The sequence below is a fragment of the Pseudofrankia coriaricola genome (assembly GCF_001854805.1).
Lineage (GTDB): Bacteria > Actinomycetota > Actinomycetes > Frankiales > Frankiaceae > Pseudofrankia.
In genome coordinates, this window is record NZ_MBLO01000125.1 from 84,451 (window position 1) to 101,825 (window position 17,375).

The window sequence follows — 17,375 nt, forward strand, 5'->3', positions numbered from 1 at the left end:
CGACGTGTTTGCGCGATGACGAAGATGACGAAGGAGTTCCATGCGTAAGGCGGGACGGATCGCGGCCGCGCTGGCGGCAGCCATCCTTGCGACGGGCCTGTCGGCGTGTGGGTCGGGTGACGGAAAGACGCTTACTCTGTACAACGCGCAGCACAAGGACCTGATGCAGGTCATGATCGATGCGTTCACCGAGCAGACCGGTATCAAGGTCGAAATGCGGTCTGGCGGCGACACCGCGTTGGCCAACCAGATCATCCAGGAGGGCGACAGCTCGCCCGCGGACGTCTTCGCCACCGAGAACTCGCCGGCGATGACGCTCGTCGACCGCGCTGGCGGGTTCAGCCACCTCGACGCGGCGACCATCGGCCAGGTGCCCGACCAGTACGTGCCGAGCACCGGCAACTGGGCCGGCTTCGCCGCCCGGTCGACCGTGTTCATCTACAACCCCAGCCAGGTCACCGAAGACCAGATACCGACCTCGATCATGGACCTGGCCAAGCCCGAGTGGCGGGGACGGATCGGCGTCGCGGCTGGCGGCGCGGACTTCCAGGCCATCGTCAGCGCCGTGCTCGCGGTGGAGGGGGAGCCCGCCACGGCCGAGTGGCTCGCCGGCCTCGACCACAACGCAAAGATCTACGACAACAACATCGCCGCGATGCGCGCCGTGAACACCGGCCAGGTTCCCGCCGCCGTGATCTACCACTACTACTGGTACCAGGACCAGGCGGAGTCGGGCGAGGACAGCAAGAACGTCAAGCTGCACTTCTTCCGCAACCAGGACGCTGGCGCGTTCATCAGCGTCTCCGGGGTCGGCATGCTCGCGGCCAGTGACCAGCAGGCCGAGGCGCAGCAGTTCGTCAGCTTCCTCACCAGCGACGCCGGGCAGAGGGTCCTGGTCGACAGCGGCGCACTGGAGTACGCCGTATCCGACAAGGTGCCCACCAACCCCGCCCTGACCCCGCTGGCGGACCTCGACGCGCCGACCATCGACGTCGGGAGTCTGAACGGCCCGAAGGTCGTCGAGCTGATGCAGAAGGCCGGCCTCCTCTGAGCAGCCTGCCGACGACGGCGGGAGCACGGGCACGGCGCGCCACGGTCATGGCGTACCCGCGCCCGCTGCTCCTGGCCTGCTCGCTCGTCGCGCTGCTGGCGGCGGTCCCGCTGCTGTTCATCATCGGGTACACGATCGACGTCGGGTGGTCGGAGACCTGGCGGCTGCTGGTCCGGCCCAGGGTCGGCGACCTGCTCGTCAACACCACCGAGCTGGTGGTCGGCGGCATGCTCGCCAGCGCCGTGCTGGGCACCGCGGCCGCGTGGCTGGTGGAACGGACGGACCTGCCGTTGCGGCGGGTGTGGCACGTGCTGCTCGCCGCCCCGCTGGCGGTGCCGGCGTTCGTCGTCAGCTACGGGTGGGTCTCGCTGACCCCAGCGGTCGAGGGCTACCGGGGCGCGCTCCTGATCGTCGTGCTCGCGTACTACCCGCTGGTCTACCTACCGGTCGGCGCCACGCTGCGCGGGCTCGACCCGGCGCTGGAGGAGTCGGCCCGCTCGCTTGGGCTCGGCTCGTGGCGGACGTTCGCCAGGGTCGTGCTGCCGCAGCTGCGACCGGCCATCCTGGGCGGATCACTGCTGGTGGGCCTGCATCTGCTCGCCGAGTTCGGCGCCCTCCAGATGCTGCGGTTCCCGACGTTCACTACGGCGATCTACGACCAGTACCGCTCGTCGTTCAACGGCCCGGCGGCGAACATGCTTGCCGGCGTCCTGGTGCTGTACTGCGGGGTGCTGGTCGTGACCGAGCTGAGCCTGCGCGGCCGGCACCGTTACGCCCGGCTCGGGTCCGGTGTCAGCCGTACCGCCGAACCGGCCCGGCTCGGGTGGCTCACCGTCCCCGCGGTGGCCGGTCTCGGCGCGGTCGTCGCGCTGGCACTCGGAGTGCCCCTCGCCAGCGTCGTCCGGTGGCTGCTGGTCGGCGCCTCCACGGCGTTCCCGGTCGGCGACCTGGCCACGGCGACGGCGACCGCGGCGGGTCTGGGACTGGCCGGGGCGCTGGCGACGGTCGCGCTCGCATCCCCGGTCGCCTGGCTCGCGGTGCGGCACCCCGGACGGATCGCCACGCTCCTTGAACGTAGTACCTACACGGCGAACGCGCTCCCGGGGATCGTGGTCGCGCTCACGCTCGTCACCCTGTCCCTGCGGGTGCTGCCGGCGGTGTACCAGACCACCACCCTGCTGATCATCGCATACGCGATCATGTTCCTGCCCAGGGCCATGGTGGCAGCGCGGGCCGCGATCGCGCAGGCACCGCCGGTCCTCGACGATGTCGCGCTCGCCCTCGGGAACTCCCCGATGCGGGCCTGGCGGCGCGTCACCCTCCCGTTGATAGCGCCCGGCATCGGAGCCGGCGCGATCCTCGTCTTCCTCGCGGTGGTCACTGAGCTCACCGCCACGCTGCTGCTGTCGCCGACCGGCACCGAGACGCTGGCGACCCAGTTCTGGAGCGAGACGAACGACATCGACTACGGCGCGGCCGCCCCGTACGCGGCGCTCATGGTGGCGCTGTCGACCCCGGCGACGCTCCTGCTCACCCGATCGGTCCGGAGAGGCCCATGAAAGCGCTCACCGTCAGCCAGGTGACCAAGCATTTTGGCGCGACGACGGCGCTCGCCGGCGTCGACCTGCACGTCACCGACGGCAGCGTGACGGCCGTGCTCGGGCCCTCGGGCTGCGGCAAGACCACGCTGCTGCGGCTGGTGGCCGGATTCGGCGACCCGGATGCGGGGACGATCGAACTCGGCGGGCGACAGGTGTTCGGCCCCGGTCGCAGCGTCCCCGCCCAGCGGCGAGGAGTGGGCTACGTCCCGCAGGAGGGCGCGCTGTTCCCGCACGTGGACGTCGCGGCCAACATCGGGTTCGGGCTGCCCCGCACCGAGCGCCGGGCCGGTCGCCGCGCCGCGAAACTGCTCGACCTCGTTGGCCTCGACGCGGGCCTGGCCCACCGGTTCCCGCACCAGCTCTCCGGCGGCCAGCAGCAGCGGGTGGCGCTCGCCCGCGCGCTGGCGCCCCGCCCCGCTCTCGTGCTACTCGACGAGCCGTTCTCATCCCTGGACGCCGGGCTGCGCCTGAGCACCGCCAACGCGGTCGTCGAGGCCCTGCGCGCCAACGGAACCACCGCGTTGCTGGTCACCCACGACCAGAACGAGGCGCTGTCGCTCGCGGACCAGGTCGCCGTGATGGCCGCCGGCCGCATCGCGCAGGTCGGCCCGCCGCGCGATGTCTACTCCATGCCCGGCGACCCGGTCGTGGCAGCGTTCGTCGGCGCGGCCGTGTTCGTGCCAGCCGTCGTCACCGGCCTCACCGCGTCCTGCGACCTCGGCACACTGCCGGTGGCCGCCGGTGGCGCCGAGGGCGCGGCGCGGGTGCTCATCCGGCCGGAGCAGATAAGGCTCCTCGGCCCGGCGGACGGCACCGACGGCGCCCACGACAGTGGCCGCAACGGTGACCTGGTCGGTGAGGTGACCGAGATCCGGTACTTCGGCCACGACGCGACGGTCCAGCTCCAGCTCACCCGCTCGGGTCTGACCGTGACGGCCAGAATCCCAGGCGACCAGCTCCCAAGCCCCGGCGCGCGGGTACGGCTGGCAGTGGCCGGCCCGGTGACCGCCTACTCCGCACCCGGGTGACCCCACCCGCCCGGTCCCTGAAAGCGTCCGGAAAGCGAACGCTGCCCACGCTGCGCGAGGGCTTCGCCCAGCCACCAGGTCTCCAGTCCCGACCAGCCGCCAAATGAACCATCCCGCGGAGTCTCCCCAGCCTGGCGATCGTGCGCAGCGACTACGCACGGGCCCGTCTCCCCAGTCGTCGAAGTCGTCGACACGCCGTCACATGCGACAAGCCGACCAGTAGTCGCGGCGCCCCGCCAGCACGATTTCCCCAGCGGCCTGATCGTCATGCAGACTCGGCCCACCAGCGCGGCAGGAGCTCCGGCACCTCCCAGGGGCCTTAGCCGAGGGGCCCGCAGATGGGATCAAGTGAGATGGTGGTGGCTTGAGGAATACCTCGCGCCCGAGTCGTTGATTCGTTCACAGTAGGCGGCGAGGGTCTGCAGGAACTCGTCGGCGCTTTGTCCAAAGACGAGACGACCGCGGGACGACCTGAGAGGCAGGCAAGTTAACGACACGCTCAAGCGCGGCAGGAAGTGAAGAGGACCCGCGGGGCTGCCGATCGGGACAGGATGCCGTCGACGGAGCGCTGGAGGGCTTTCACGACGGCCGGTACGTTCACGCGTACCAGTCGGCCGGCGTGCTTGACGACGCGCCCGCCGATGATCACTGTCTCGACGTTGCTTGTGTCCATCAGCATCACGACGGCGCCGGCTGCGTGGTTGACGGGTGCCGCGTTGAGCGCGAGCGCGTTGAGCACGAGGATGTCCGCCTGTTTGCCCGGAGTGAGGGAGCCGACCCGGTGGTCCAGGTGTGCCGCTCGTGCGCCCTCGATGGTGGCCATCCTGAGGATGTCCCGCGTGGTGAGCGGGTCTGAGTGGACGGGCTCGCCGGCGATGGCGCGCTCTTGCCGGCGGCTTCGCTGCAGCGCGTAGGCGGCGCGCATCTGGGTGAAGAGGTCGGTTGGGCCGAGGCTGACCGCGTCGGTGCTAAAACTCGGCTGTATTCCGTGGTCGAGGGCGGGCTGCATTCCTGGTAGGCCAGTGCAGAGCGTCTGTTCGACGAGATTCGACAAACTTACGTGGCCGCCGGTGCGAGCGATCGTGCGCCACGTGCTCTCCGCGAGGCCGGTGCAGTGGATGTAGGTGTTCCATGGCCCGGTGAGTCCGAGTCCGCTGAGCTTTTCTAGCTGCAGGCCGGTCGCCTCGTCGTTGACATGGGAGAACATGGTGAGGTCACGTTCGCGGGCTAGGCGCCAGTTCTGTTCGTCGACCGGCGAGCCCAGCGCCAGGGTCACGAGCTGGTCGTCCGAGCTGAAGTAGGTGTCGCGGAGGCGGTCGACGTCGGCCGGGTAGGCGTAGGACGGGTGGGCTCTGCTTCCGTGGGCCCTGGGCGAGTACGCGTAGACGCAGCGCAAGCCGGAGGCGATGAGGGCATCGGCGGCGGCGTCGGTGTGCTCGGGCGTTTCGGTGCACTGGGACGTGTCGACGACGGTGGTCGTTCCGGAGCTGATCTGTTCTAGGGCGCCGGCGTACTGGCCCCAGTAGATGTCCTCGGGCGTGTAGACGTGGAAGAACGCCTTGTCACCCTGACGAGACTGGCTGAAGTAGTCGTCGGACAGCGCGTCGGCCCAGTAGCCGCGCAGCGCGGTCTGGAACATGTGGTGATGCGAGTTGACGAATCCCGGCAGGATGATTCGCCCGGCGCAGTCGAGGGAGGGCGCGTCGGATGTGAGCTGGGGGCCGACTGCCTGGATCCTGCCGTCCTGGACCAGGACGTCCGCGGTCTCGAAGTCACCGACCCGCGGGTCCATCGACAGCACGAGCCCGTTGCGGAGAACGAACGGGTTGGCGCCTGAGCCGCCGAACTGCTCAGGATCGTTCATCTCTTCTCCATAAGTTGTACCGTGCCCTACCGGTCGGACTCGTGCCAATCTTTACCACGATGTGGCGATATACTTGGTCTCCGTGTACTCGAGCATTCCCTCGTGGCCGCCCTCTCGACCAAGGCCGCTTAGCTTGACGCCACCGAACGGTGCGCTCGGATCGGAGACGATCCCGCGGTTCAGCCCGACCATCCCGGTCTCGAGCGCCTCAGCGACCCGCATGCCCTCGGCAAGATCGGCGGTGTAGACGTAGGAGACGAGCCCGTAGTCCGTCACGTTGGCCGCGGTGATCGCCTCGTCTACCTCGGTGAATCGGACGATCGGGGCGACGGGGCCAAAGATCTCCTCACGCAGGAGATTGGCCTCGGCCGGGACATGGTCGACCACCGTCGGCGGGTAGTAGTAGCCCTCGCGGTCCGGGACTGCGCCGCCGGTGACGAGGGCGGCTCCGCGGCCGACTGCATCGGCCACGAGGGCACCCATCCTGTCCCGCGCCGCTTCGTTGACGAGCGGACCCAGCGTCACGCCGTCCTCGTACCCGGGGCCGACACGTAGCGACTCCATCCTGGCGGCGAAGGCGCGGGAGAACTCGTCGGCGACCAAGTCGTGAACATAGAAGCGGTTGGCCGCGGTGCATGCCTCTCCGCCGTTACGCATCTTCGCCGCCATGGCACCGGCGACGGCCCGGTCCAGGTCCGCGTCGGCGAGCACGAGGAACGGAGCGTTGCCGCCGAGCTCCATCGACGAGCTGAGGACACGGTCGGCCGCGGCGTGCAGGAGAGTGACACCGACCGCCGTCGACCCGGTGAAGGAGACCTTCCGCACGGCGGGCGCGGACAGCAGCCTGCTGACGACCTCGCCGGAGCGCTGCGCGGGCAGCACGTTCACCACCCCTGGCGGTACGCCGGCCTCGGCGAGCAGGGCGGCTGTGGCGAGAGCGGTCAGCGGCGTGTCGGTCGCTGGTTTCAGCACGACGGTGCAGCCGGCCGCGAGCGCGGGCGCTATCTTGCGCGTCGCCATCGCCGCGGGGTAGTTCCACGGGGTAACCAGAACGGCCACACCGATCGGCTCGCGTTCCACGACGACGCGATAGTCGCCGCTGGGGGCGACGTGGACGGTTCCGCCCAGCCGGACCGCTTCCTCGGAGTACCAGCGGAAGAACTCCGCGGCGTACGCGACCTCAGCCAGCGCGTCTGGGAGCGCTTTGCCGTTCTCCGCACTGATCAGAAGCGCGAACCACTCCTGTCGTTGCATCATCAGCTCGAAAGCGCGCCGCAGCAGCTCAGCGCGCGTACGAGGAGCGGTGCGCCGCCAGGAGCGCAGCGCCTCCTCGGCGGCGGCGACCGCGGCGATCCCGTCATCGGGGGTCGCGGAGGCGACCGTGGTCAGCGGTTTGGCCGTCGAGGGATCGATGACCTCGAGGGTGGCGCCGTCGCTCGCGTCGCGCCACTCACCGCCGATGTGCAGCCGCGTCGGCACCGCACTCAGCAGAGCATCCAGATCGTGGGGCATGTCTTATCGCTTTCCGCGCGCTGGCGCGCTCGCGCGGCTCCAGTCGCCGCCGCCCGAATCGCACACCGTCGCTGCTCAGACCGGCGCGTACTCGCCGGCGGTCACGGGGAGCTCGGGCACCGTGGGTGTCGGGTCCTCACGGCCGAGGGCGGACCATGCCGCGGCGACGATGTCGCGCGTGGACAGTCCGTACTTCCGGAACAGGTGCGGAGCGCTCTTCGCGCCCTCCGCGAAGGTGTCCTGCAGCCCGACGCGGCGCAGCGGACGGCCCAGCCCCGCGGTCGCGAGTGTCTCCGCGACGGCCGAACCGAGCCCACCGATGACGGAGTGGTTCTCCGCGGTGACGACGGCTCGTACGCCGCGCGCCACATCCAGCACTGTCGGACCGGGGAACGGCTTGAGGACAGGCGTGTTGACCACGGCGACGGACACGCCGGCGGCGCCGAGCACCTCAGCCGCCGCCAGAGCCGCAGGGATCATCATTCCGCAGGCGATCACGGCCACGGCGTCGCCTTCGGTGAGCACCTGCGCGTCTTCCAGCGAGAGGTGGTGTGGCTCGTCGAAGATGACCGGGATCTCGCCCCGCTTCAGGCGCAGGTACACCGGGCCGGGAAGGTCGACGATCGCCGCGACGGCGGCGCGGCTCTGGACCGCGTCGGCGACGTCGATCACGGTCATGCCAGGGATTGCACGCATGATCGCGATGTCCTCGATGGCTTGGTGGCTCGGCCCGCCGGGGCTGGAGACGCCGGGCATAAAGCCCACAATGCGCACGGGAAGTCGCGGATAGGCGATCGAGTTGACGATCTGGTCGTACGGCCGTCGGGTGGCGAACACACCGAAGGTGTGCACGAACGGGATCAGACCCTTGCGCGCGAGAGCGCCGGCGACGCTCATCATGTTGGCCTCGGCCATTCCGCCGTGGATGAACCGTTCCGGGATCTTCTCCTGGAACAGGTCGACCTCACACTGGCGCGTGAGATCACCCGACAGACAGACGATCTCTTCGCGTGCCGACGCCATGTCGACCAGCGCGGTGCCGTAGGGCTTGAGGACAGTGGGGTATGGCGGGTTACGCAAGACGGGCCTCCAGTTCGGCGATGGCCTCGCGCGCGAGGCCCGGCGGCAGCTTGATGAAGTGCCCGTCCGCGTCTGGCGGCAGGACGTCCAGTCCGGTCCGTGTCGAGGTCCGCGCGATGATCACGCTCGGCCGGTCGGCGTGCAGGGCGGCGGCGACCGCGTCGCCCAGGGCGTCGACGTCGTGGCCGTCGATGTCGTGGGTGTTCCAGCCGAATGCCGCCCACTTGTCGGCTACCGGTTCAAGTGTCGTGATCGAGCTGACCGGTCCGTCGACCTGCGAGTCGTTGGCGTCGAGCAGCACGACGAGCCGGTCGAGGTGGTGGTGCCCGGCGAACAAGGCCGCCTCCCACAGTTGGCCCTCCTCCAGCTCTCCGTCGCTTGCCACGACGTAGACGCGGGCATCGCTATCGCCCTTTAACCGGTTTGCGAGCGCGAAGCCGGCACCGCTGGACAGACCGAGGCCGAGGGACCCGCAGGTGAGGTCGACCGCGGGCGAGCGTTCCGTGCCGATCGCTTCGAGGGCGCTGTCGTCGAAGCCGTACGTGGCGAGCTGCTCTCGGTCGACGAGTCCGATCTGCGCGGCGGCGGCGAACACGGCGATGATGTAGTGACCCGGCGAGCAGACGAGCTGGTCCACGCCGGGGCGATAGGCCCGCAGGTACAACGTCGCGAGGAGCTCCGCCGAGGACAGCGCCTGGCCGAGATAGCCGAAGCCGTGCGGGGCTACCATGCGCACGGCTTCGAGCCGGAGGGCGTCGGCGAACCGGCGCACCTCGCTGGATTCCGCGGCGAGATGGGGCATGGGCACTCTCCTTGGACTACGTGGCCTTGCCGGGGTGTCGGGCGTGGCTGTGCGCTGCTACGACTTCGTGGGGAACTGGTCGGTTTCGGTTGGGAGCCCGGCGATCCTGGCCTGCTGGACGAACAGCGACAGGAAGTCCGCGTCGCGCAGCCCCGACCCGATGGCGCTTTGGATCAGCTGGTGTACCGACGCCGCCACCGGCATCGGGACCTCCAGGGCGCGCGCGGCGCCGAGACCGAGGTCGAAGTCCTTGCGCAACAGTTCGGTGGTGAAGGTCGGTGTCCAGTCCTGCGCGACCAGGTCCTTCGTCCGCTTGCGGACCCAGTCCGAACCCAGGACGGTGCCGTTCAGGAATTCCAGGAAGGCCGCGCGATCGGTGCCGCCCTTCTCGGCGAGGCTGGTGACCTCGACGAGCGCCTGAACCATGACTCCGAGGTAGAGGTTGTGGCAGAGCTTGACGAGGCGGCTCTGCTCCTCCTCCCCCGTCCACACCGCGACTTTCGCGATCTGTAGGAGATAGGGCGCGACGAGGTCGTAGGAGTCGCGCGGGCCGGACGCGACGATGCTCGCGCCGCCTGAGGCGACGACGTGCGGGTTGCCGCTCACCGGGGCGGCGAGGAAGGCAACTCCGGCCTTCGCCGCCCGCGCGCGCACCCACGCCGACGTCTCCATGGACACCGTCGAGCAGTCGACGAGGACCTTGAGCGCGGTCTCGGGCTCCTGCTCGTACGCGAGGAGACCGCCGGGCCCGGCGGCGACCTCCTCGAGATCCCTGGGAGTCGACACCATGGTGAACACGACGTCCGCCGCGCACAGGTCGGCGACAGTCTCGACCCGCGTCGCGCCCTTTTCGACCAGCGGGGCGGTCTTGGCGGCGGTGCGGTTCCAGATGAGCACATCGTTACCGGCGTCGATCAACCGGGCCGCCATCGCGGCGCCCATTCGGCCGGTACCGAGCCAGCCGAGCTTCGTCATGTCAGGTCCTCCTTCGTCCGCCCGGCCCCAGCCCGCCCGGACAGGCTCACTGGTCGGCCTGTCGGGCCTGGTAACCCGGCGGGGTCTTTTCGGCATAGCGCTCCGCGAACGTCCGGCCGTTCTTCATCTTGTCGGTCCACCTGGACTCGATGATTTGAACCGTGACGACGTCCGGCGGGCAGTCGAGGTTGTCCACGAGCGCGCGAGTGACGGCGAGCATCATGTTTCGCTTCTGCTCGTCCGTTCGGCCCTCGGCCATGTAGACGTGTACTTCCGGCATCTTTCCCTCCTTGGCGGACGCGGCATCGAGCATGCCCGTGAGGGCTCAGCCCCCGGCCGACGCCGAATTGCCGTCCTTGTCGAAGCTGTTGCGCCGCCCCTGCCGGACGTATTCCACGGTCGAGGAGATCGCCTCACGGCCGTGAATGCTCTTCTGCTTGGCGACGTGACCGAACATCTGGATTCCGAAACCGCCGTCCAGGTCGTCCACGATGCGCTTCTTCCACGGCCGTCGGACGATCTGCGTGGTCAGCCGCCGGGTGATGCGCGGCTGGCTCATGATGTGGTCGGCGATGACGAGGGCTCTGTCGATCAGCTGCTCACGARGGAGCAGTTCGTTGACCATCCCCCACTCGAGAGCCGTGCGCGCGGAGATCGCCTCGCCGGTCAGCAGCGCATACGCGGCGCGCTTCACGCCGAGCAGCTCCTGGAAGCAGGTGTGGATCCCGTCCGCCGGCACGGAGCCGATGTCGTAGTGGAGGTCGAAGAGAGTGGCCTCCTGGGCGCACAACGTGATGTCGCACATCAGCACGATCTCGGTGTGGAAGCCCGGCCCGTTAAGGACACCGATGGTCGGGATCTCAAGGTCGTTGATGAGTGAGGAGACGTTGATACGACCGTCCTTGTAGGCGTACTCGTACGCCCAGTAGGGCATGTCGGCGTCCTCGAGCTCGAACCCGGACGGATCGGACTCCATCATGAAGTCCGGGCCCGAGCCGGCGAGGATGAGCACCTCGTTCTCCGGGTCGGCGCCGATCGTCTTGAGCAGCTGGCCGAGAGCGCGATGGTTCTGCACGCTGAGCTGGATCGAGCCGCCGCGGGTGTGCGCCCGCGCGACCAGCACCCCGTCACGGCGCTCCAGGTGGAAGAACTCCTCGAACGCGCGCCGGTAGTCGTCGAACTTCGGCGTGGGGACGAACTCCTGCAACGACATAAGGTCCTCGACTCACCAGTCGGCGCGCGGTGGCCGCGGAACGGGCTCAGCGACGCATGTGGTCAATTGGCTAGGCCAGTATCAAGCTCGACCCACTCCTCGTCAAGGCCCGTGGACCAGCAAAGCGATCGCCGGTTCGGCGTTGACAGCACGGGACACCCGGACGACACTCGCCACAACTGGCATGGCCACATGGCCAATCTTGACGGGAGCACCGACGTGCGGTATGCGCGAAGCGAGGCCAAGGAGGCGGCCCGCAAGCAGTTCACCGGCCTGTGGGCCGCCACCACCACACCGTTCACCACCGACGGTCGGCTCGACCAGGACGCCATCGCGGCGGACCTCGAGCGCCTGACCCGCGAGCTCCATGTCGGCGGGGTTTTCTGCGCCGGCGTCATGGGCGAGTTCTGGGCGCTGAGTGCCGACGAGCGCAAGGAGGCTGTAGAGGCGGTGGTGCGCGCGGCGAGCGGTGCCTGCCCGGTGCTCGCGCACACCGGTGACCACTCGGCCGCCACCACGATCGAGCTCACCCGGCACGCCGAGCAGATCGGCGCGGACTTCGCGGTGGTCATCAACCCCTACTACCCGCCGGCCTCCGCGGCGGGCCTGCGGGCGTGGTACCAGGAAGTGCTGTCGTCGGTGGATATCGGCGTCTGGCTGTTCGACACCAGCTACTCAGGCGTGACGCTACCCATGGATCTCATCGACGAGCTCGCGGACGTGGAGAACGTGTGCGGGATCAAGGTCGGCCACGACCACGCCCGCTATCTGGAGACCTTGGCGCGCGTCGGGGACCGCATCCTGGTCTGCGAGGCGAACGAGGCCACCTGGCTGGAGAACATCCGCGACCACGGGCAGACGGTGTACATGTCGTCGGCCCTGCCCTATCTGTTCCAGACAGCGAGCTCGCAGCCGATGCGGGAGTACACCGAGCTGGCTCTGGGCGGCGAGTTCGACAAGGCGGCCGAAGTGGCCGCGACACTCGAACCGCTGCGCGCCCTCGGGTCGAAATGGCTGCACGGACAGTGGGTTCGCGACCGGATCCTGCCGATTCCGTTCATCAAGGCGTGGGCCGGCCTGCTGGGGATGTCCGGTGGCGACCCGCGAGTGCCGCTGCTGCCGCTGACCGACCGGCAACGCGCCGAGCTCACCGCTGACCTCGCCGCCGCCGGCCTCATCTGAGGACATGATGCGCCTCATCGAGCACTGGATCGACGGCAAGTCGTTCACGGGAACCGGCGCCGCCGCCGGTGACGTCACCGACCCCGCCACCGGCGACGTCACCGCCCAGGTTGGCCTGGCATCGAAGGACGACGTCGAGGCCGCCGTCGGGTCGGCCCGCGACGCCTTCCCGAGCTGGGCCAGCACATCACTCGCCCGGCGTACGCGGATCCTGTTCCGATTCCGTGAACTGTTGAACGACCGCGCCGACGAGTTGGCCGCGATCATTACCTCCGAGCACGGAAAGGTACTGAGCGACGCGGCCGGCGAGGTGGCCCGGGGACAGGAGGTCGTCGAGTTCGCCTGCGGTATCGCTCACCTGCTCAAGGGGTCGTTCACGTCCGCGGCGTCGACCGGGGTGGACGTGCATTCGATTCGCGAACCCCTCGGACCGGTGGCGATCATCGGGCCGTTCAACTTCCCGGTGATGGTCCCGATGTGGTTCTTCCCGGTGGCCATCGCGGCCGGGAACACCATCGTGCTCAAGCCCAGCGAGAAGGTCCCCAGCGCCGCGATGTGGCTGGCCGAGCTGTGGCGCGACGCGGGGCTTCCTGACGGAGTGTTCAACGTCGTGCACGGGGGCAGGGAAGCGGTGGACGCGCTGCTGCGCCACCCCGACGTGCAGGCGGTGTCGTTCGTGGGCTCGACGCCGGTGGCGCGCCACGTCTACGCGACGGCCTCAGCGGAGGGCAAGCGGGTTCAGGCATTCGGCGGCGCGAAGAACCACATGGTGGTGCTTCCGGACGCCGACCTGGACCTCGCCGCCGACCAGGCGGTCAACGCCGGTTATGGCTCTGCCGGCGAGCGGTGTATGGCCATCTCGGTCTGTGTGGCGGTCGGTGACTGCGCCGACGCGCTCGTGGCGAAAATCCAGGAGCGCACGCGGGCGCTGCGGACCGGAGACGGCCGCCGCGCCTGTGACATGGGGCCGCTCGTCAGCGCAGCGGCACTCCACCGCGTCCGGTCCTACATCGACGCGGGCCTCGCCGCCGGTGCCCGGCTCGTCGTCGACGGCCGCGACGCCGAACCAGACGCCGACGGCGCGGGGTTCTTCGTCGGGCCCAGCCTCTTCGACGACGTGACGCCGGACATGAGCATCTACCAGGACGAGATCTTCGGGCCCGTCCTGTCCGTCATGCGCGTCCCGTCGTTGGATGACGCCCTTCGCCTCGTCAACGCAAATCCCTATGGAAACGGCACCGCGATCTTCACGAACGACGGCCGCGCGGCTCGACACTTCCAGAACACGGTGCGCGTCGGCATGGTCGGCGTCAACGTGCCGATCCCCGTGCCGGTGGCCTACTACTCCTTCGGCGGCTGGAAGAACTCGCTCTTCGGCGACAGCCACGCCCACGGCACCGACGGGGTGCATTTCTTCACCCGGGCCAAGGTCGTCACGAGCAGGTGGCCCGAGCAGAACACCGGCGGCGGGGTCGACCTGGTCTTCCCCCGCAACATCTGATCGACTTCGCAGTCTTGGTTCACCCTCATCGAAAGGTTCGACGACGATGTCTGACATCACGCCTGCCAGCGGCGCGCGGTATCCCCGCGAGATCCCGATGCCGGCCGGCTCGGGACCGGAGAGCATCGTGATCGCCGAGGGCGCACGGGCCTACGTTTCGTCCTTGAAGACCGGCGCGGTCTTCCTCGTGGACCTCGAGCACGGTACACACGAGACCTTCATGCCGCCGCTGTCTCCCACCGGCGTCGGTATGGCGCTCGACGCCCGAGGACGGCTGTTCGTCTGCGGCGGGATCGACGGGTCGCTGTCCGTCGTCGACACCGCCAGCCGTAGCGTGATCACCCGCTACCAGCTCGGCCAGGACAGGACGTTCACGAACGAGCTGATCCTCACGCCCAGCGCCGCCTGGGTCACCGACTCGTTCGCGCCCGTCCTCTACAAGCTGCCGTTCGGTCCCTACGGTGAGCTGCCCACCGACGACGACGTCGTCCGGATTCCGATCACCGGCGACCTCGTCTACCAGTACGGCGAGACCTTCGCGGAGAACTTCAACGCCAACGGCATCGCTCCCACACCGGACCGCGCCGCGATCCTGGTCGTACAGACCAACACCGGCAAGCTGTTCCGGATCGACCCGGAAACAGGCTCCGCCACGCTGGTCGACCTGGCCGGCGATGACGTCGCGTGGGGGGACGGCCTCGTCCTCGAAGGCCGGACCCTGCACGTCGTGCAGAACCTCGCGAACACGGTGGCCGTGATCGAACTCGACCCGGCCGGTACCAGCGGGAAGATCGTCGACCGGTGGACGGATCCCGCGTTCGACACGCCGACCGCGATGGCGCGGTTCGGGGACAGGTTCTACCTGTCGAACGCCCGCTTCACCACCCCCGACGCGGAGACCGCCGACTTCAGGCTGATCTCCATCCAGCGCTGAACGACTGCCGGACTGAAAAGGCCGGGCGCTACGCGCCCGGCCTTTTCAGCGACCCTTTTCATCGTCGCCTCAGACCGGCGATCGCAGCCTCAGGTCCCAGGTGGGATGATAAGCGTCGGTCATGAAGTTGCCTTCGAGGCCGCTCAGCGGGACCGGCCCGCGGGGCGGCCACGGCGCATCGCCCGACGCGCCGCTTCCAGGTGTTCAAGCATGACTTCGTGGTGCCGCAGGACGGCCTGCTCGGCAGCGTGCGGATCACGGCTTTCGACCGCGGCAGCTATCGGCTCGTGCAACGCCATCTGCTCCTCCGGATCGGAGTTGCGTAGCCAAGCCGGTACGTTCTCGGTCTGAACCCAGTTGTTGAACTCATACGACAGGATCGCCGTGTGTACGCTCTCGTACACTGCGGCGACATAAGGGTTCCCGGAGCTGCGGACGAGTGTCGCGTGGAACACGGTGTCGGCCGCGATCCATTCCGACGGCCGCCCTACGGACGCGCGCAGGCGTTCCAGTGCGACGACGATGTCGGCGTGCTCGTCCCGGGTGAGCTCCGGCTCCCGCGACGCGGCCTCCTTCACGCCCAGCGACTCGAGCCACAGCCGCAGCTGCATCAGGTGGCCCAACGACTGTTCGTCGAGATCCAGCATCAGGTGGACGGACGCCGCCACCATCGTCTCCGGCCTGCGCAGCACGTAGGCGCCCGATCCGCGGCGAACCTCCACCAGACCCATAAGTGACAAGGTCCGAAGCGCCTGGCTCACGGTCGGCCGGCTCGCTCGAAATCGCTCGGCCAGCTCCCGTTCCGACGGAAGGCGCGCGCCCTCGGCGACCTTCTCGGTGATGATCAGGCGCCTGATCTGGTCGGCCAGCTCGTCCGAAAGACGCGCGACCGAGAGCGGCTCGATGCCCCGCAGGTCGATCGTCGCGCGACGCGACGACTCGACCGACGAGTCACGACTGGACGCAGGCATCGAGCTCGCCCTCCCGGCCTTCGACAGACATGACTACGAGTCTAGCCTCGCGGCCAGGTACTGGTAAATCGGCCAGTCCACCTTGCCAGTCGAGCCACCGAATGCCCGCGATGCGCGCACGGCGGTCCCGTGGGCACGACGGCGTCAGGAGTCGATCACGGGAGCGTCGGCCACTGCCCGGGTGAACCGGGGCAGCGCCGCGGTGCCGACGGCAAGCATGGCAGCGATCCCCATCTGCACATACGCGACGGTGGCGAAGGCATGCGAGATGTCGTGCGGCGCCAGTGTGAGATAGAGCGTGCCGAGCGTGGCCACCCCGAGAGCGAGTCCGCTCTGCTGCAGGGTGATCAGCGCCCCACTGCCGATACCGCCCAGGTGGGTCGGGACGTCAGCCAGCACGCTGCGGAACAGGCCGGCGAACAGCATCGACTGTCCGGCGCCGGCGAGGGCGAGCGGCACGGCCGTGACCCACAGGCTGACGTGCGGCCAGCCGTGCACGAGCACGGCGACCAGCAGGGCCAGGCCGATGAGCTGGACGACCGCGCCGGTCGACATCGCGGCCCGGCCGAAGCGGCCGATCAGGTGCGGGGCGAGCAACGATCCGGCGAAGAACGCGCACGCCATAGGCACAACAGCCAGACCGCCGTGCAACGCGTCCGCATGCAGGCCGTTCTGGACGGTCAGGGCGAAGGCGAACATGAACGCCCCGAAACCCATGCTGAACAGCAGCACCAACGTCAGTCCGCGAGCCATCGAGGGTAGGCGCAGCAGCGACGGCGGCAGCAACGGGACCTCGCCGCGCCGCTCGGCGCGCGTTTCGACCCAGCAGGTGGCGACGGCGAGGACAGCCGCGAGCGTAAGCATCGACCAGGTCCACCAGGGCCAGCCCAGCGAATGACCCTCGGTCAGCGGGACGAGAAGTGCGGTGAGGGTGGCGGCGAACAGGATCGTGCCCCGCACGTCGATGCCGACGGGGTGGGGCGAGCGCGTGGCGGGCACGATCCGGGCCGCCACGAGCAGGACGATCAGCCCGACGGGCACGTTGACAAGGAAGATTGGCCGCCAGGACGTTCCGGCGATGTTGGCGGAGACCAGCAGTCCGCCCACCACCTGTCCGACGACCGAGGCGATACCCGAGGTCGCACCGTAGAGGGCGAGGGCGCGGGCCTTGCGTTCCCCGTCCAGCACATGATGGAACGTCGCCAGCACCTGCGGGACGAGGAGGGCCGCGGCGCCGCCCTGCACGATCCGGGCCCCCACCAACACCGCCATCGTCGGCGCGAGCCCGCAGGCCAGGGAGGCCAGGACGAAGGCGACAAGAGCCCCCAGGAACAGGCGATGCCGACCGTAGCGGTCACCGAGCCGACCTCCAAGTACCAGCAGGGCCGCATAGGCGACGCCATACGCGGCGATCACCAGCTGCAACGAGGAGGCCGACGCGTGCAAGGACGAATCAATGCTGGGCAGGGCGACGTTGGTGATGAAAAAGTCCATGATCGGCATGAACGCGCCGGCCAACAGGATGAACACGCCGAGTGGGTGCAGCCCGCCGGCGCCGGCCGCGGCCCGCGGGGAGATCAGCGCGGGTTCGGCCGAACGTGATGGGGAGACTGTCGTCACAAGACCTCCAAGCCAGACGCCATCAGATATTGATGGCCAGG

At 69.0% G+C, this 17,375-nt stretch carries 15 protein-coding genes; 6 read left to right on the forward strand and 9 right to left on the reverse strand.

Annotation, left to right across the window (positions count from 1 at the left end; translation table 11 throughout):
- Positions 1 to 40 precede the first annotated feature (40 nt).
- The 3 genes from BCD48_RS18295 to BCD48_RS18305 are packed head-to-tail and all read left to right on the forward strand — an operon-like array spanning position 41 to position 3,680.
- A complete protein-coding gene (locus BCD48_RS18295) occupies positions 41 to 1,051 on the forward strand; it encodes an iron ABC transporter substrate-binding protein (RefSeq protein ID WP_071049638.1) in 1,011 nt (336 codons plus the stop codon).
- A gap of 47 nt (positions 1,052 to 1,098) precedes the next feature.
- Positions 1,099 to 2,610 carry an ABC transporter permease gene (locus BCD48_RS18300; protein ID WP_071049639.1) on the forward strand — a complete coding sequence of 504 codons (1,512 nt, stop codon included), beginning with the start codon at positions 1,099 to 1,101 and terminating at the stop codon, positions 2,608 to 2,610.
- Positions 2,607 to 3,680, forward strand: a complete 1,074-nt coding sequence (locus BCD48_RS18305; protein ID WP_071049640.1) for an ABC transporter ATP-binding protein — start codon at positions 2,607 to 2,609, stop codon at positions 3,678 to 3,680. The genes BCD48_RS18300 and BCD48_RS18305 overlap by 4 nt, the downstream gene beginning before the upstream one ends.
- A gap of 499 nt (positions 3,681 to 4,179) precedes the next feature.
- Here the strand turns inward: BCD48_RS18305 and BCD48_RS18310 are convergent, their stop codons facing one another.
- The 7 genes from BCD48_RS18310 to BCD48_RS18340 form a co-directional block, all read right to left on the reverse strand.
- Positions 4,180 to 5,544, reverse strand: coding sequence for an amidohydrolase family protein (locus tag BCD48_RS18310; RefSeq protein WP_083418834.1), 1,365 nt, complete (start codon positions 5,542 to 5,544; stop codon positions 4,180 to 4,182).
- Positions 5,545 to 5,595: 51 nt separating this feature from the next.
- The gene (locus BCD48_RS18315) at positions 5,596 to 7,056 is read right to left on the reverse strand and encodes an NAD-dependent succinate-semialdehyde dehydrogenase (protein WP_071049641.1); all 1,461 of its coding nucleotides are present in this window, start codon (positions 7,054 to 7,056) and stop codon (positions 5,596 to 5,598) included.
- 75 nt (positions 7,057 to 7,131) lie between these two features.
- On the reverse strand, positions 7,132 to 8,136 hold the full coding sequence (locus tag BCD48_RS18320; protein ID WP_071049642.1) for a transketolase family protein: 1,005 nt from the start codon (positions 8,134 to 8,136) through the stop codon (positions 7,132 to 7,134).
- Positions 8,129 to 8,938 (reverse strand): thiamine pyrophosphate-binding protein, encoded by an 810-nt coding sequence (locus BCD48_RS18325; protein ID WP_071049643.1) that lies wholly within the window; start codon positions 8,936 to 8,938, stop codon positions 8,129 to 8,131. Before BCD48_RS18325 ends, BCD48_RS18320 begins: the two co-directional genes overlap by 8 nt.
- 57 nt (positions 8,939 to 8,995) lie before the next feature.
- Entirely contained in the window at positions 8,996 to 9,913 is a 918-nt protein-coding gene (locus tag BCD48_RS18330) for an NAD(P)-dependent oxidoreductase (RefSeq protein ID WP_071049644.1), read from the reverse strand.
- A 46-nt stretch (positions 9,914 to 9,959) separates the two neighbouring features.
- Entirely contained in the window at positions 9,960 to 10,193 is a 234-nt protein-coding gene (locus tag BCD48_RS18335) for a tautomerase family protein (RefSeq protein WP_071049769.1), read from the reverse strand.
- 45 nt (positions 10,194 to 10,238) lie between these two features.
- Positions 10,239 to 11,126 (reverse strand): enoyl-CoA hydratase/isomerase family protein, encoded by an 888-nt coding sequence (locus tag BCD48_RS18340; RefSeq protein WP_071049645.1) that lies wholly within the window; start codon positions 11,124 to 11,126, stop codon positions 10,239 to 10,241.
- 192 nt (positions 11,127 to 11,318) lie between these two features.
- Here BCD48_RS18340 and BCD48_RS18345 point away from each other — a divergent pair, with 192 nt between their 5' ends.
- Genes BCD48_RS18345 through BCD48_RS18355 form a run of 3 tightly spaced genes read left to right on the forward strand, consistent with a single transcriptional unit; the run spans position 11,319 to position 14,743 of the window.
- Positions 11,319 to 12,308 (forward strand): dihydrodipicolinate synthase family protein, encoded by a 990-nt coding sequence (locus BCD48_RS18345; protein ID WP_071049646.1) that lies wholly within the window; start codon positions 11,319 to 11,321, stop codon positions 12,306 to 12,308.
- Between the two features lie 7 nt (positions 12,309 to 12,315).
- Positions 12,316 to 13,809, forward strand: a complete 1,494-nt coding sequence (locus tag BCD48_RS18350) for a CoA-acylating methylmalonate-semialdehyde dehydrogenase (RefSeq protein ID WP_083418871.1) — start codon at positions 12,316 to 12,318, stop codon at positions 13,807 to 13,809.
- 46 nt (positions 13,810 to 13,855) lie between these two features.
- Positions 13,856 to 14,743, forward strand: coding sequence for an SMP-30/gluconolactonase/LRE family protein (locus BCD48_RS18355; protein WP_071049647.1), 888 nt, complete (start codon positions 13,856 to 13,858; stop codon positions 14,741 to 14,743).
- Positions 14,744 to 14,886: 143 nt separating this feature from the next.
- Here BCD48_RS18355 and BCD48_RS18360 read toward each other — a convergent pair whose 3' ends face one another.
- A complete protein-coding gene (locus BCD48_RS18360; RefSeq protein ID WP_083418835.1) occupies positions 14,887 to 15,714 on the reverse strand; it encodes a FadR/GntR family transcriptional regulator in 828 nt (275 codons plus the stop codon).
- Between the two features lie 144 nt (positions 15,715 to 15,858).
- On the reverse strand, positions 15,859 to 17,334 hold the full coding sequence (locus BCD48_RS18365; RefSeq protein WP_198543295.1) for an MFS transporter: 1,476 nt from the start codon (positions 17,332 to 17,334) through the stop codon (positions 15,859 to 15,861).
- Positions 17,335 to 17,375 lie beyond the last annotated feature (41 nt).

What these genes read in the sequence shown, in the direction of transcription:
- BCD48_RS18350 (WP_083418871.1), top strand. Translation starts at nt 12,316, where the DNA reads ATGCGCCTCATCGAGCACTGGATCGACGGCAAGTCGTTCACGGGAACC.
- BCD48_RS18305 (WP_071049640.1), top strand. Translation starts at nt 2,607, where the DNA reads ATGAAAGCGCTCACCGTCAGCCAGGTGACCAAGCATTTTGGCGCGACG.
- BCD48_RS18315 (WP_071049641.1), bottom strand. Translation starts at nt 7,056, where the DNA reads ATGCCCCACGATCTGGATGCTCTGCTGAGTGCGGTGCCGACGCGGCTG.
- BCD48_RS18330 (WP_071049644.1), bottom strand. Translation starts at nt 9,913, where the DNA reads ATGACGAAGCTCGGCTGGCTCGGTACCGGCCGAATGGGCGCCGCGATG.
- BCD48_RS18295 (WP_071049638.1), top strand. Translation starts at nt 41, where the DNA reads ATGCGTAAGGCGGGACGGATCGCGGCCGCGCTGGCGGCAGCCATCCTT.
- BCD48_RS18325 (WP_071049643.1), bottom strand. Translation starts at nt 8,938, where the DNA reads ATGCCCCATCTCGCCGCGGAATCCAGCGAGGTGCGCCGGTTCGCCGAC.
- BCD48_RS18300 (WP_071049639.1), top strand. Translation starts at nt 1,099, where the DNA reads ATGGCGTACCCGCGCCCGCTGCTCCTGGCCTGCTCGCTCGTCGCGCTG.
- BCD48_RS18310 (WP_083418834.1), bottom strand. Translation starts at nt 5,544, where the DNA reads ATGAACGATCCTGAGCAGTTCGGCGGCTCAGGCGCCAACCCGTTCGTT.
- BCD48_RS18345 (WP_071049646.1), top strand. Translation starts at nt 11,319, where the DNA reads ATGGCCAATCTTGACGGGAGCACCGACGTGCGGTATGCGCGAAGCGAG.
- BCD48_RS18355 (WP_071049647.1), top strand. Translation starts at nt 13,856, where the DNA reads ATGTCTGACATCACGCCTGCCAGCGGCGCGCGGTATCCCCGCGAGATC.
- BCD48_RS18335 (WP_071049769.1), bottom strand. Translation starts at nt 10,193, where the DNA reads ATGCCGGAAGTACACGTCTACATGGCCGAGGGCCGAACGGACGAGCAG.
- BCD48_RS18360 (WP_083418835.1), bottom strand. Translation starts at nt 15,714, where the DNA reads ATGCCTGCGTCCAGTCGTGACTCGTCGGTCGAGTCGTCGCGTCGCGCG.